The following is a 12,815-nucleotide window of genomic DNA, read 5'->3' as shown; positions in this document are numbered from 1 at the left end:
CGACCACGAGAAATCCACATCGTCCCCGAACTCCCCAAAACCCGCAGCGGCAAAATCATGCGCCGCCTCCTGCGCGACGTCGCCGAAGGACGCGAACTCGGCGACACCTCCACCCTGGTGGACCCGAGCGTCTTCGAGGCGATCCGGGCCGGCAAGGACTGACCGCCCGGCGCTGAGTGCGGCCGGTGGCGGGATTCGTCACCGGCCGCACCCGATAAGATTGCGTAAGGTGTGCCGGGAAGTCTGGTCGGCAAGCGGTCGCGCATCCGCAGAGCCGACTCCGGTGGGTGCCGCCTCCGCGCTGCCTGCCCACCGCCCGAAAGGTTTCCCGTGATCACGCAAGTGCGCTCGGAACTGTCCCGCTACCTCCGCACGGAAACCGTCGGCGGCGCACTGCTTCTGATCGCGGCCGCGACCGCGTTGCTGTGGGTGAACTCGCCGTGGGGAGCGAGCTATCTGACGATGACCCAGACGGTCGTCGCGATCCCGCCGTTGCACCTGCGACTGACCCTGGCCGACTGGACCGCGGACGGTCTGCTCGCCGTGTTCTTCTTCGTCGCCGGGCTGGAACTCAAACGCGAACTGGTCGTCGGCGAGCTGGCCGACCGCAGACGCGCCACATTGCCGGTCATCGCGGCGATCGGCGGTGTGGTGACCCCCGCGCTGATCGCGGCGGTCGTCGGGTTCGGCATACCGGGCATGGACCGCGGCTGGGCCATCCCCGTCGCCACCGACATCGCGTTCGCGCTCGCCGTGCTCGCGCTGACCGGTTCGCGCATCCCGGTGGGCGCGCGCGTGTTCCTGCTCAGCCTCGCCGTAGTCGACGACCTGATGGCGATCGTGCTGATCGCGGTGCTGTTCACCACCGCGGTATCGCTGCTGTGGCTGCTCATCGCCGCCGGATGCTTCGCGGGGTGGGCGCTGGGGCAACACGCGCGAATCCGTACGCCGTTGCTCTACGTCCCGCTGGCGTCGGTGGCCTGGTACGCACTGCACGAGGCGGGCATCCACCCGACCTTGGCCGGTGTCGCGCTCGGCCTGCTCACCCGGGTGCGCCCGGATCCCGGCGAACGGGTAGCGCCCGCCGCCCAGCTCGAGCACCTCTTCCAGCCGGTCTCCGCCGGACTGTGCGTCCCGCTTTTCGCCCTGTTCGCCTCCGGAGTGCCGTTGAACCCCACGGTCTTCGGCGAGCTGTTCACCGATCGGCTCGCGCTCGCGGTGATTCTGGGTCTGCTGGTGGGCAAGCCCCTCGGGATCTTCGGGATGAGCTGGGTGGCAATCCGGTTGGGCATCGCGACGCGGCCCAGCGGACTCGGCTGGCGGGACATGTTCGCCCTGTCGGTGCTCGGCGCGATCGGCTTCACGGTTAGCCTTCTGGTGGCGGAACTCGCGCTCGCCGACGTCGCGGACGGTTCCGCCGTCGAGTTGGCGAAAGCCGCTGTGTTGGTCACATCAATGGCGGCGTCGCTCGCCGGTTCGGCGCTACTGTTGCGGCGTGGGCGTGTCCACCAGGCTCGGCGGGACGCCCGTGCGCTACAACGTGAACAGCACGGCGGCGCGAGCGATCCGTCCTGAGGCGGTAGCCTGCGTGACCACGGAGGCACCGGGAACGCCGCCGATCGAACGGGAGTTGAAGCAGTGCCGGGACAGGGAGAAGGGTCGACCAAGTGAGTTTCAACCACGGCGGTAACGGGAACGACGCGGAGCGCGGTCGTACGGTCACCTCCATTCCCCTCACGGACGCCGATCCACTCGGCTCCGCGAGCTTCGGGACCCTGGTCCGCGACGCCGCCGAGCAGATGTCGACCCTGGTCCGCGCCGAGGTCGAACTGGCCAAGGCCGAGGTCACCGGTGAGATCAAGAAGGGCCTGCAGGGCAGCGTCTACTTCATCCTCGCGCTCACCGTGCTGCTGTTCAGCACCTTCTTCTTTTTCTTCTTCCTCGGCGAGTTGCTCGACGTGTGGCTGGCGCGCTGGGCGGCCTTCCTGATCGTCTTCCTGCTGATGATCGTGGCCACCGCGGTGCTGGCGTTGCTCGGGTACCTGCGGGTGAAGAAACTGCGCGCGCCGGAGAAGACGATCGACTCGCTCAAGCAGGCGCGCACGGTGCTGCCGCACGGCCTGGGCGCGGCCGCGCACGAGGACCGTCTCGCGCTGGAGAAGCGGACTTCCTAGGCGCGCGTTCGCGAGCCGGTACGGCGGCTACTAGGCTCGGTCGCCGTGTCGGCGAACTTGCTTCCGGATCCGTCCAGCGTCCGTTACGACGGACCGTGGACACATCGGGACGTGCACGCCAACGGCATTCGATTCCACGTCGTGGACGCGGCGCCCGAGCGGTCCGATGCCCCACTGGTCGTGCTGCTGCACGGCTTCGCGGACTTCTGGTGGTCCTGGCGGCACCAATTGACCGGGCTGGCGGAACTCGGCTACCGCACCGTGGCCGTGGACCTGCGCGGCTACGGCGACAGCGACAAGCCGCCGCGTGGTTACGACGGCTGGACGCTCGCCGGTGACGTCGCCGGGCTCATCCGGGCACTCGGCTACACCGAGGCCACGCTGGTCGGGCACGCCGACGGCGGACTGGTCTGCTGGACCACCGCGGTGCTGCACCCGCGGCTGGTTCGCTCCATCGCGCTGGTCGCCTCGCCGCATCCGTCGGCGCTGAAGAGTTCGGTGCTGCGCAACCGCCGCCAGCGCTCGGCCTGGCTGCCGAACTTTCTTCGCTATCAGCTGCCCCGGTACGGCGAGCATCTGCTGACCACCGCCGACGGCTTCGAGGTGGAACGGTTGCTGCGGCAGCGGGTGAGCGTGGGCTGGTCGGGCTCCGCCGAATTCGTGGATACGGCGCGGCGGATGCGCTCGGCCATCCAGATCCCCGGCGCCGCGCATTGCGCGCTGGAGTACCAGCGCTGGGCCTTCCGCAGCCAGTGGCGGCCGGACGGCCGCCGCTTCATGGCGACCATGCGCGACCCTGTCCACATCCCGGTCCTCGCCATGCGGGGCGACCTGGACCCCTACATCCTGCCCGCGACGTTCCGTCGCGGGCATGAATGGTCGCCGCAACGACGCCTGGTCCGGGTCCCCGGCGCGGCCCATTTCGCGCACCAGGAGAACCCGGACGTGGTTACGGCAGAACTCGCGAAACTGCTGACCTGACCGCCCCGGCCTCGCCGGGAACCCCGGATTCCGGTACCGACCGGAATCGCGAGGAACACGGCGAGATCAGCTGAGCACACATGCTCCGGTGGCGACCGGGCCTGCGGAACGCTCCGAAGCCTCCAGTTCGGAACGGACCTCGTTGAGCGTCAGGACATAGCCGGTGTCGTTGTCGGTCACCGCGGCGCCGAAGACGACTCCGAGCACCTGTCCCTGCGTATCCACCAGCGGCCCACCGGAATTGCCCGCTTGAACGAGCCCGCGCACCGTGTACACCTCGCGCTTCACCGTTCCGTCCCGGTAGATGTTCGGCCCGGTCAGATCGAGGGTCTCGCGAATGCGTGCCGCGCTCGCCGTGTACCGGCCACCGCCCGGGTAGCCGAGCACGATGGCGCTCGCGCCGGAACGGGCGGGCGCGGGCGCCTGGGGGACGACCGGAGCGGTGAGCCCGGGGACCGAGAGCACCGCGACATCGGTGAACGGATCGAACAGCACCACCGAAGCGGGCAGCGAGCCGGACGCCGTGTCGACATCGATGCTCGTGGTGCCCGCGACGACGTGCGCGTTGGTCATCACGCGCTCCGGCGCGATCACGAACCCGGAACCTTCCAGAGCACGTTGGCAACTCGGGGCGACGCCGCGGATGCGCAGCACGCTCTGCTGCAGCGACGCGGCGACCGGGCTGGCCAGCACGCTCGGATCAGGGGGTTCGACGGCCGCGATCGGCGCCCGCCCGAACGGCCCGATCACGTCCGGCAAGCCGGAGGTGTTGAGCAGCTTGGAGAATTCGTTGGGCAGCCTGCGCAGCCAATTCGGCGCGACGTCGTTGACGTCGGCGAGAACCCGCGAGCCGTTGATCGCGGTCGCGATGGCCGGCTGCGACGAGGTGGCCAGCGGCAGCGCCAGCAGCCACGCGGTGACCAGCACGGCGACCGCCTGCAGCCCCGCGCCGACCACGCTGTCCACGCTGCGGGTGAACGGATGACGCATGCCGCTGCGCGCGGCGCGGCCGAGCACCATGCCCGCGACCTCGCCGACGATCACCAGTACCACGATCAGCAGCACACCGGTGAGCACTCTGGTGCGGCCCTCGTCGACGTGCACCAGGATGTGCGGCGCGATCAGGATGCCCGCGACGGCGCCGAGCACCACGCCGAGAAAGGCCAGTGCGGAGGCCACCGCACCCTGCCGCCAACCCGAGGAGGCGGCCAGCAGCGCGAGCAGCACGACGGCGATGTCGAGCCAGGCCGACGAACTCATAACGTCATCCCCACGGCGGCGAGTGCGGTCTCCAGGTCACGAACGTCCTCGTGGTCCCACTCCCGGTCCCAGCCCGACGCCTTGCTGATCCCGGCCAGGATGCCGCCGGTCAGACCCCACACCAGCATCCCGTCCACCTGGAACGCCGGGCTCTGATAGCCGAGGGTGCTGCGGACCAGGAAGCGATTCGCCGGATCGAGCAGCTGGGCCAGCGGGACGCGCACGACCCGTTCGGTCTCGCTCTCGTTCACCACCCGTACCGCTCCTGGCGTGCGCCAGTACGCGATGACGGGTGTCACGTCGAACCGGGAGGGCGGCACGAACAGTTTCGGCAACACCGCGAACGGCTCGACGCCCGCACGGTCCAGGCCGGTCTCCTCACACGCCTCGCGCAGCGCGGTGTCGATCGGCCCGGCGTCCTCCGGGTCCACCGCGCCGCCGGGGAACGCGACCTGCCCGCGATGCTGGCGCATCGTGGACGCACGCTGGGTGAGCAGCACTTCGGCATCGGCGGGCAGTCCGCCCGGAGCGTCCGGGTCAGCCTCCGGTGAGCCACCGAACAGCACGAGCACGGCGGCTTGGCGCGGTTTCGAGGTCACGGTCAAGGCGCGGCGCAACGCCCGCGCCCTGGTCAAAGTGTCGGCGCCATCGGCGGACGGTTCCGCCGAGCGGGCCAGCCACGCAGGAAGATCCCGCGGCAGCTCGATCGTCAACGCACACCTCCCCCGCGCATGCGTCCCCGACTGACCGCCCGCACCGACACCTCCACCATTGATTTGTCCACCCGCATTGTCATGCGGCCACTCCGAGCTTGCCCGCGACCGTGTTCGCGATGTCATCCACCCCCTCGAAAGCGCGCACCACGACCTCGGCGACCGAGCCGTCGGCCCGCACCAGCACCGAGATCGGCAGCACCGCGGGGGCGTCGACGGCCGTGCGCACCCGCGCGTCGGCGTCGAGCACACCGGGCAGGTGGACGTCCAGTCCACGCAGCCGGGACAGGGCCTTGGCCTCATCAGGGTCGCTGTGCACGGTCAGCACCGTAATCGCGTTTCCGGCGCGTTGGGCGTATTGCTGCAAATACGGCAACTCCTGGGCGCACGGTGCGCACCAGTAGGCCCACAGGTTCAGCAGGGCCGGCTTGCCCGCCAGCGCGGCGGCCAGGTCGACCGGCCTGCCGTTCGCCAAGCACTCCAGGGTTATCCCGGCCAGCGGACCGTTCCCGGTGGCGGCGGCGCTCGGGCAATCCGGCAGACCGGCGGCGGCGCGCAGGTCATCGGGAACGCCGGTGGCGAGCGATGTGGACCGTGGTCCCGTCGTCTCGCCGTCGTCGCCGCGCGGCCACACCGCGACCGCCAGCGCCACCACCGCGATCAGACCGGCAAGCGCCCAACGCCACGCATGACCCGTACCCCTTCGGCCCGAGGGCTCCGAACTCACCGGCCCACCAGCTCGAGCAGATGCTCCCGCTCCGGCCCTTTCACCAGTTTGGCCGCGGCCTCCGGATCGGTCGGCCCGATCCCGAACGACGGGCAGTCTTTGGCCAGCACGCACGTGCCGCAGGCGGGCTTGCGGGAGTGGCAGACCCGCCGGCCGTGGAAGATCACGCGGTGCGAGAGCATCGTCCACTCCTTGCGCTCGATCAGCGCACCGACGATGTGCTCGACCTTCACCGGATCTTCCTCGTCGGTCCATCCCCAGCGGCGCACCAAGCGGCCGAAATGGGTGTCGACTGTGATGCCGGGCACTCCGAACGCGTTACCGAGGATGACGTTCGCGGTCTTGCGTCCGATGCCGGGCAGCTGGACCAGTTCGGTCAGGGTGTGAGGCAATTCACCGTCGTACCGCTCCAGCAGTGCCTGGCCGAGTCCGATCAGCGAGGCGGCCTTGTTCCGGAAGAACCCGGTCGGCCGGATGTATTCCTCCAGCTCCGCCCGGTTGGCCTCGGCATATGCGCGCGCGTCCGGGTAGCGGGCGAACAACACGGGGGTGGTGAGATTCACTCGCTCGTCGGTGCACTGGGCGGAAAGTATTGTCGCGACCGCCAATTCGAGCGGAGTGGTGAAATCCAGCTCACAGTGCGCGTCGGGGAAAGCGGCCGCCAATTCGCGGTTCATCCGGCGCGCCCTGCGGACCAGCCCGAGCCGGGTTTCCGCCTGTCGCGCCCTGGTTTTCCGTCTCGGAGCCGCAGCGGTGACCGGCGGCGTTTCGGAGGGTTCGGAGCCGGGGGCAAGCCCGTTCCCGGCGGCGGTGGAGGGGGAGACGCGCACGCGTCCACCATACGGAACCGGCGGACAACGTTGCCCTTCCAGTTCAGTTGCCGTGTTCCATCTGAGACCTCGACGGTGTTTACTGCTCGTCATGCAAGGACTCGCTGTGGTGCTCTTCCCAGTGGTGTTGATGCTGTTCGCACTGGGTATGGAGCGGGTCGAGAACCGGCTCCGCAAACTTCTCGAACCCGACGAAGAGGTTCAGCAGTACCTGGACAAGGCAAGCAACGCCGAGGTGAAGGAGCTGACGAAGCTCGGCCTCCCCGCCGCCGTGGCCCGTATGCGCAGGCGCCGCTCCCGCGGCGAGGAGCTGGATGTGGCTCGCGCGAGCTGACACGGCGCGAGCGTCGCGCAATCCACTCGTTACGTGGTGTCCGTCACTACCCTGGAGGCACGCCGCGTAGACTGCGCTGTTGGCCGAGTCGCTTCGGTCCAGTACAGAGCCATTTCCCATAAGGAGCACATTCGTGGACGAGGCCCTCGCCAGAGCAGGCATCTTCCAGGGCGTCGAGCCCACTGCGGTGGCCGCCCTCGCCAAGCAACTTCAACCGGTGGATTTCCCGCGTGGCCACGTCATCTTCAACGAGGGCGAGCCGGGCGACCGGCTGTACATCATCACCTCCGGCAAGGTGAAGATCGGACGCCGTTCGCCCGACGGACGCGAGAACCTGCTGACCATCATGGGCCCGTCCGACATGTTCGGTGAACTGTCGATCTTCGACCCGGGGCCGCGCACCTCCACCGCCACCACGGTGACCGAGGTGCGCGCGGTGACGATGGATCGCGACGCCCTCAAGACCTGGATCGATCAGCGGCCCGAGATCGCCGAGCAGTTGCTGCGCGTTCTCGCACGCCGCCTGCGCCGGACCAACAACAACCTGGCCGATCTGATCTTCACCGACGTTCCCGGCCGGGTCGCCAAGGCGCTGCTGCAACTCGCGCAGCGCTTCGGCACCCAGGAGGCGGGCGCGCTGCGGGTCACCCACGACCTCACCCAGGAGGAGATCGCCCAGCTGGTCGGCGCCTCCCGCGAGACCGTGAACAAGGCGCTCGCCGACTTCGCGCATCGCGGCTGGCTGCGTCTGGAGGGCAAGAGCGTGCTCATCTCCGACTCCGAGCGCCTGGCCCGCCGCGCGCGGTAGCGCACTCATACGGCAGCGCACTCATACGGCGAACGCCGGGTTCAGCGCTCCACTGAACCCGGCGTTGTGTCGTTCGCCTAGCCGTGCACGCGCAGGTAGTCCAGCTGCGCCTGCACCGAGCTGCGCGCGGCCGGCCACAACCGCTTGTCCACGTCGGAATACACCTTCCGCACCACCGCCATCGCGCCCGCATTCGGGCCGAGCGTCCGCAGTGCGTCCCGCACCTGGCCGAGACGCTCGTGCCGATGCGCGATGTAGTAGCGGGCGACCGGCTCCAGGTCCGGATGATCCGGGCCGTGCGCGGGCAGCAAAGCCTTGCCCTTGCCCGCCTCCACCAGCCGGTCCAGCGAGGACAGATAGTCGGCCAGCGTGCCGTCGGTGGAGTCGAGCACCGTGGTGCCCGAGCCGAGAATGGTGTCACCGGTCAGCACCGCGTCGTCGAGGACGAAACTGACCGAGTCGCCGGTGTGGCCCGGGGTGTCCAGCACGGTGATCCGCAGGCCCGCGGCCTCGATCACCTCGCCGTCGGCGAGCGGGGCATCCGAGCCGCGCAGGAAGGCGGAATCCTTGGCCCGCACCGGTGTTCCGGTCAGCTCGACCAGGCGATCGATGCCGCCGGTGTGGTCGTGATGACGGTGGGTGACCAAGGTGAGGGCGACCCGGCCGCCGGTAGCCTCGGCGATCGCGGCACAGTGCGACTTGTCCTTCGGCCCCGGGTCCACCACCACACAGTCCGTCTCTCCGGGCGCGCGCAGGATCCAGGTGTTGGTTCCCTCCAAGGTCATCTGGCCCGGATTGTCGGCGAGCAGCACCGCCGCCGTCTCGGTGACCTGCCGGAGCTGCCCATAGGCGGGGTGTGTCAATGTCGTCGCAGTCATCGCATAACCTCGGATAGAAACGGAGCCGATAGTTCCGGTCTAGCGCACCTCGGCGATCAGTTCGACCTCGACGGGGGTGTCGCGGGGAAGTTCGGCGACGCCGACGGCCGAGCGCGCGTGTCTGCCCGCGTCACCGAAGACCTGACCGAGGAACTCCGACGCACCGTTGATCACGACCGGCTGATCACCGAATCCCGGTGCCGAAGCGACGAATCCGACCACCTTCACAATGCGCACCACCGCGTCCAGCCCGACCAGGTCGTGCACCGCGGCCAGCGCGTTCAACGCGCACAGCCGGGCCGCCTCCTTGGCCGCCTCGACCGAAACCTCCGCACCGACCTTGCCCACCGCGGACAACTGGCCGTTCACGAACGGCAGCTGCCCGGAGGTGTAGACGAGCGACCCGGTCCGGATCGCGGGAATGTAAGCCGCGACCGGAGCAACGACCGGCGGCAGGGTGATGCCGAGTTCGGCGAGGTTCTTCTCCCACTGGGTCACTGCCTCACCCTCCTCTACTTGGGACGCTTGAGGTAGGCGACGTGCTGCTCACCGGTCGGGCCGGGCAGCACGGTGACCAGCTCCCACCCGTCGGCTCCCCACTGGTCGAGAATCTGCTTCGTCGCGTGCGTCAGCAGCGGCACGGTCGCGTACTCCCACAGGGTCGTATCACTCATGTGCGAGAGCGTAGCTGTGTTCGATTTGCAGCGCCTTCGGCGCTGCGTGTTCGCGGCCCTCTGGTGGCTCGCCGGGCCGCGAACGGCGCATGCTCGGTCTCGCTTCGCTCGAAACCGGTGGTTGGGCCGATCTGGTTGCGGCAGGAGCTGAGCCACACACTCGGAGTTCGGTTCTTCAGCCGCAGCACCGGCGGGGCGGCCACGCTTGCGTACGCGGGCATCACGCGGGCGCGGGCCTAGGACGCAATGGCAATGCTGTCTTGCTTGCCGTGGAAGGCGCGGGCCGTCTGGCAGGGGCCGCCAGGGGCGACCGATGCCTGTGGAAGTACCGCGGATGGTCCGCGACATACGGCGGATTCGTGTGAGCATCGGCAACTCGCCGGGTGTGAGCGACGCCCCAGGTATGACCTGTGACCAGGCGTTCAACGGCCCGTCTGGTACGGCCGGTGACTCGTAGCGGCGAACCAGTTATAGGCTCGCGAGCGTGGGAGTACCAACAGCAGTGCCGCTTTCGGCAGAGCCGGGACTGGACACAGGGTGGCCGAAGCGCGCTGAGCAGGCCCGCTTGCACTACGTCTCCGGTAAGGGGGGCACGGGCAAGTCGACGGTCGCCGCAGCGTTGGCGCTGGCGCTCGCCGCGGGCGGACGGCGCGTGCTGTTGGTCGAGGTGGAGAGCAGGCAATCGATCGCGCAGCTGTTCGATCTGCCGCCGCTGCCGCCGACCGAGACCCGGATCGCCACCGCGGACGGCGGCGGCGAAGTCGTCGCGCTGGCGCTGGACATCGAGCACGCCTTCCTCGAATACCTCGACATGTTCTACAACCTGGGCTTCGCGGGACGGGCGATGCGCCGGATGGGCGCCATCGAGTTCGTCACCACGATCGCGCCCGGTCTGCGCGACGTCATCCTGACCGGCAAGATCAAAGAGTGCGCGGTGCGCGTGGACAAGTCCGGCAAACGGGTCTACGACGAAATCGTGGTCGACGCCCCGCCCACCGGCCGGATCGCGGGCTTCCTCGACGTCACCAAGGCCATGGCCGAGGTGGCCAAGGGCGGGCCGATCGCCTCGCAGGCCGAGGGCGTCTCGCAGTTGCTGCACTCCGACCAGACGATGATCCATCTGGTCACGCTGCTCGAGGCGCTGCCGGTCCAGGAAACGGCCGACGCGATCGCCGAGCTCACCGCCGCCGACCTGCGCATCGGCACCGTCATCGTGAACCGCGCGACCGAAGGCCAGCTCCCGCCCGAGCTGCGCGCTCGGGCCGCCGCGGGCGATCTGGACGCCGACGCCGTTCGCGCCGGCCTCGCCTCCGCCGGGATCACCCTCTCCGACAGTGACTTCCAGGGCCTGCTGACCGAAACGGTCGAGCACTCCGCCACGCTGCAAGCACAGGACGACAGCGCCGAGGAACTCGCCAAGGTCGACATTTCCCGGCTCTACCTGCCCGCCCTGCCCGACGGGATGGATCTGGGCGGGCTGTACGAACTAGCCGAACACCTCACCGCACAGGGAGTCCGATGAGCACGCCGACCCACCCCACGGCTGCCCCGCTGGATGTCTCACGGATCATCGCCGACCCCTCCGCCCGCGTAGTGGTCTGCTGCGGTTCCGGCGGCGTCGGCAAGACCACCACCGCCGCCGCCATCGCGCTGCGCGCCGCCGAGCAGGGACGCAAGGTCGTGGTGCTCACCATCGACCCCGCGCGCAGGCTGGCCCAGTCACTGGGCGTCGCCGACCTCGGCAACAATCCGCAGCGGGTGGCGCTCGGCCCGGAGGTCAAGGGCGAGCTGTACGCGATGATGCTCAACATGCGTCGCACGTTCGACGACATGGTGCTCGAGCACACCAGCGGGGAGAAAGCCGACCAGATCTTCGCCAACCCCTTCTATCAAACGGTCGCTTCCTCCTTCGGCGGCACGCAGGAGTACATGGCGATGGAGAAGCTGGGCCAGCTGGCCCACCGGGGCGAATGGGACCTGATCGTGGTCGACACGCCGCCTTCGCGCAACGCGCTCGACTTCCTGGACGCTCCCAAGCGGCTGGGCAACTTCCTCAACGGCCGGATGATCCGGGTGATCATGGCTCCCGGCCGCGGCGTGACCCGGTTGGTGACCGGCGCGATGAGCCTGGCCGTCCGGGGCGTGTCCACCGTCGTGGGCGGGCAGATGCTCAAGGACGCGTCGAACTTCCTGCAGTCTCTGGAATCGCTGTTCGGCGGCTTCCAGGAGCGGGCGGAGCGGACCTTCGCGATGCTGTCGAAGCCGGGCACGCACTTTCTCGTGGTGGCGGCGCCGGAACCGGACGCGCTGCGGGAGGCCTCGTTCTTCGTCGATCGCCTCTCCACCGAGCGCATGCCGCTGGCGGGATTGGTGCTCAACCGCACGCATCCGGTGCTGAGCTCGCTGTCGGCCGATCACGCGCTCACCGCCGCCGACCAGGTGGCCGGATCCGATCCGCTCACCGCGGCGGTGCTGCGAGTCCATGCCCGCCGGGTCGCCACCGACAAGCGCGAGCAGCATCTGCTGCACCGCTTCACGGGCGCGCACCCGCGCGTACCGATCGTCTCGGTCACCGCGCTCCCGTTCGAGGTCTCCGATCTCGACGCGCTGCGGGTGGTCGGCGATCAGCTCGCCGGCACGGCGCGCGCGACCGCCTGATACTTAGGCGTATCCGCTATTGCTCCGAACGGAAATATCGGTCCTGAAACGAAACTGAGCCCGCTCGCGCGGGCTCCGTTTCGGTTCGAGCTGGACTACATCGCCACTTGATGCTGGCGCTGGGCCTGGAAGAAATCGGCCCACGAGGTCACTTCCGGATGCTGCTTCAACAGGGCGCGGCGCTGCCGCTCCGTCATGCCGCCCCACACACCGAACTCGACGCGATTGTCCAGCGCGTCGGCACCACACTGCATGAGCACCGGGCAGTGCCTGCAGATCGTCGCCGCTTTGCGCTGCGCCGCGCCGCGGACGAACAACTGATCGGGATCCACTTCCTTGCATCGGGCCTGGGCTACCCAGGCGATCCTTGCTTCGGCCTGCTCCACGTCCAATCGAGCGATGGGGGTTGTCATGTGCATTTGGTGTGCCCCTTTGCAGTCCGAACACCGGGTCAACGGCGCTCCAGAATCGCGTTGTCACCACGCAGCACCCAAACCCCGCTGCGAAGTGCACCACATTCCACTTTGAGTGTTAGCTCTATCACACTGGGTTCTCAATCTAGGTAAAGGTATGGCGCTTGCGCAAGACCACCTCGAGATTTTTTGGTACGTCCGTCCCTGCAAAGCCGGGCACGCACAGGACGGGCAGGCAGATTGCGGGCGGGCCCTTGTGCGACACGCCGGTCGCGATCGCGCGACACGCCCATTCCGGTTCGCGAACAACCAGTTCCGGGCTCCGGACAAATGCCGCCAAGAAGGCTCGGATGGCAACCCGTAGT

15 protein-coding genes are annotated in these 12,815 nt (G+C 68.8%); 7 read left to right on the top strand and 8 right to left on the bottom strand.

Annotated features, from left to right (window positions below; translation table 11 throughout):
- The first annotated feature begins 333 nt into the window (after window positions 1–333).
- The 3 genes from nhaA (at window position 334) to IU450_RS05490 (ending at window position 3,155) form a co-directional block, all read left to right on the top strand.
- Window positions 334–1,575: a Na+/H+ antiporter NhaA gene (gene nhaA / locus IU450_RS05500; protein ID WP_195148719.1), complete on the top strand. Its 1,242-nt coding sequence runs from the start codon at window positions 334–336 to the stop codon at window positions 1,573–1,575.
- Window positions 1,576–1,667: 92 nt separating this feature from the next.
- Window positions 1,668–2,174, top strand: a complete 507-nt coding sequence (locus tag IU450_RS05495) for a phage holin family protein (RefSeq protein ID WP_195148587.1) — start codon at window positions 1,668–1,670, stop codon at window positions 2,172–2,174.
- Window positions 2,175–2,219: 45 nt separating this feature from the next.
- On the top strand, window positions 2,220–3,155 hold the full coding sequence (locus IU450_RS05490; RefSeq protein WP_195148586.1) for an alpha/beta fold hydrolase: 936 nt from the start codon (window positions 2,220–2,222) through the stop codon (window positions 3,153–3,155).
- Between the two features lie 66 nt (window positions 3,156–3,221).
- Here IU450_RS05490 and IU450_RS05485 read toward each other — a convergent pair whose 3' ends face one another.
- The 4 genes from IU450_RS05485 to nth all read right to left on the bottom strand — a co-directional run bounded on the left by IU450_RS05485 (window position 3,222) and on the right by nth (window position 6,553).
- Window positions 3,222–4,415, bottom strand: a complete 1,194-nt coding sequence (locus IU450_RS05485) for a MarP family serine protease (RefSeq protein WP_195148585.1) — start codon at window positions 4,413–4,415, stop codon at window positions 3,222–3,224.
- Entirely contained in the window at window positions 4,412–5,050 is a 639-nt protein-coding gene (locus tag IU450_RS05480; protein WP_416382843.1) for an NUDIX hydrolase, read from the bottom strand. The genes IU450_RS05485 and IU450_RS05480 overlap by 4 nt, the downstream gene beginning before the upstream one ends.
- Window positions 5,051–5,207: 157 nt before the next feature.
- Complete coding sequence (locus tag IU450_RS05475; RefSeq protein ID WP_324197534.1) at window positions 5,208–5,855, bottom strand: TlpA disulfide reductase family protein; 648 nt, start codon at window positions 5,853–5,855, stop codon at window positions 5,208–5,210.
- Window positions 5,852–6,553, bottom strand: a complete 702-nt coding sequence (gene nth / locus IU450_RS05470) for an endonuclease III (RefSeq protein ID WP_228834149.1) — start codon at window positions 6,551–6,553, stop codon at window positions 5,852–5,854. Before nth ends, IU450_RS05475 begins: the two co-directional genes overlap by 4 nt.
- 223 nt (window positions 6,554–6,776) lie before the next feature.
- Here nth and IU450_RS05465 point away from each other — a divergent pair, with 223 nt between their 5' ends.
- The gene (locus IU450_RS05465) at window positions 6,777–7,019 is read left to right on the top strand and encodes a hypothetical protein (protein WP_040686056.1); all 243 of its coding nucleotides are present in this window, start codon (window positions 6,777–6,779) and stop codon (window positions 7,017–7,019) included.
- 133 nt (window positions 7,020–7,152) lie between these two features.
- The gene (locus IU450_RS05460) at window positions 7,153–7,827 is read left to right on the top strand and encodes a Crp/Fnr family transcriptional regulator (RefSeq protein ID WP_039794544.1); all 675 of its coding nucleotides are present in this window, start codon (window positions 7,153–7,155) and stop codon (window positions 7,825–7,827) included.
- Window positions 7,828–7,904: 77 nt separating this feature from the next.
- On the opposite strand, the gene IU450_RS05455 is transcribed toward IU450_RS05460, so the two are convergent.
- Genes IU450_RS05455 through IU450_RS05445 form a run of 3 tightly spaced genes read right to left on the bottom strand, consistent with a single transcriptional unit; the run spans window position 7,905 to window position 9,379 of the window.
- Window positions 7,905–8,705 carry an MBL fold metallo-hydrolase gene (locus IU450_RS05455; protein WP_195148582.1) on the bottom strand — a complete coding sequence of 267 codons (801 nt, stop codon included), beginning with the start codon at window positions 8,703–8,705 and terminating at the stop codon, window positions 7,905–7,907.
- 39 nt (window positions 8,706–8,744) lie between these two features.
- Entirely contained in the window at window positions 8,745–9,203 is a 459-nt protein-coding gene (locus IU450_RS05450; protein WP_043685629.1) for a RidA family protein, read from the bottom strand.
- 14 nt (window positions 9,204–9,217) lie between these two features.
- Window positions 9,218–9,379 carry a DUF4177 domain-containing protein gene (locus tag IU450_RS05445; RefSeq protein ID WP_085994820.1) on the bottom strand — a complete coding sequence of 54 codons (162 nt, stop codon included), beginning with the start codon at window positions 9,377–9,379 and terminating at the stop codon, window positions 9,218–9,220.
- A 502-nt stretch (window positions 9,380–9,881) separates the two neighbouring features.
- Between IU450_RS05445 and IU450_RS05440 the strand changes: the two genes are divergently transcribed.
- On the top strand, window positions 9,882–10,901 hold the full coding sequence (locus IU450_RS05440) for an ArsA-related P-loop ATPase (protein WP_195148717.1): 1,020 nt from the start codon (window positions 9,882–9,884) through the stop codon (window positions 10,899–10,901).
- The gene (locus tag IU450_RS05435; protein WP_195148581.1) at window positions 10,898–12,037 is read left to right on the top strand and encodes an ArsA family ATPase; all 1,140 of its coding nucleotides are present in this window, start codon (window positions 10,898–10,900) and stop codon (window positions 12,035–12,037) included. The genes IU450_RS05440 and IU450_RS05435 overlap by 4 nt, the downstream gene beginning before the upstream one ends.
- Before the next feature lie 95 nt (window positions 12,038–12,132).
- On the opposite strand, the gene IU450_RS05430 is transcribed toward IU450_RS05435, so the two are convergent.
- Window positions 12,133–12,456: a WhiB family transcriptional regulator gene (locus tag IU450_RS05430; RefSeq protein ID WP_014981178.1), complete on the bottom strand. Its 324-nt coding sequence runs from the start codon at window positions 12,454–12,456 to the stop codon at window positions 12,133–12,135.
- Window positions 12,457–12,815: the final 359 nt, after the last annotated feature.

Origin of the sequence: Nocardia abscessus, from assembly GCF_015477775.1 — a bacterium.
Taxonomy (GTDB): Bacteria; Actinomycetota; Actinomycetes; order Mycobacteriales; family Mycobacteriaceae; genus Nocardia; species Nocardia abscessus_A.
The sequence above is the reverse complement of the archived record's forward strand: the minus strand, read 5'-3'. Positions and strand labels throughout refer to the sequence as shown.

What these genes read in the sequence shown, in the direction of transcription:
- IU450_RS05445 (WP_085994820.1), bottom strand. Translation starts at nt 9,379, where the DNA reads ATGAGTGATACGACCCTGTGGGAGTACGCGACCGTGCCGCTGCTGACG.
- IU450_RS05455 (WP_195148582.1), bottom strand. Translation starts at nt 8,705, where the DNA reads ATGACTGCGACGACATTGACACACCCCGCCTATGGGCAGCTCCGGCAG.
- IU450_RS05485 (WP_195148585.1), bottom strand. Translation starts at nt 4,415, where the DNA reads ATGAGTTCGTCGGCCTGGCTCGACATCGCCGTCGTGCTGCTCGCGCTG.
- IU450_RS05430 (WP_014981178.1), bottom strand. Translation starts at nt 12,456, where the DNA reads ATGCACATGACAACCCCCATCGCTCGATTGGACGTGGAGCAGGCCGAA.
- IU450_RS05465 (WP_040686056.1), top strand. Translation starts at nt 6,777, where the DNA reads ATGCAAGGACTCGCTGTGGTGCTCTTCCCAGTGGTGTTGATGCTGTTC.
- IU450_RS05435 (WP_195148581.1), top strand. Translation starts at nt 10,898, where the DNA reads ATGAGCACGCCGACCCACCCCACGGCTGCCCCGCTGGATGTCTCACGG.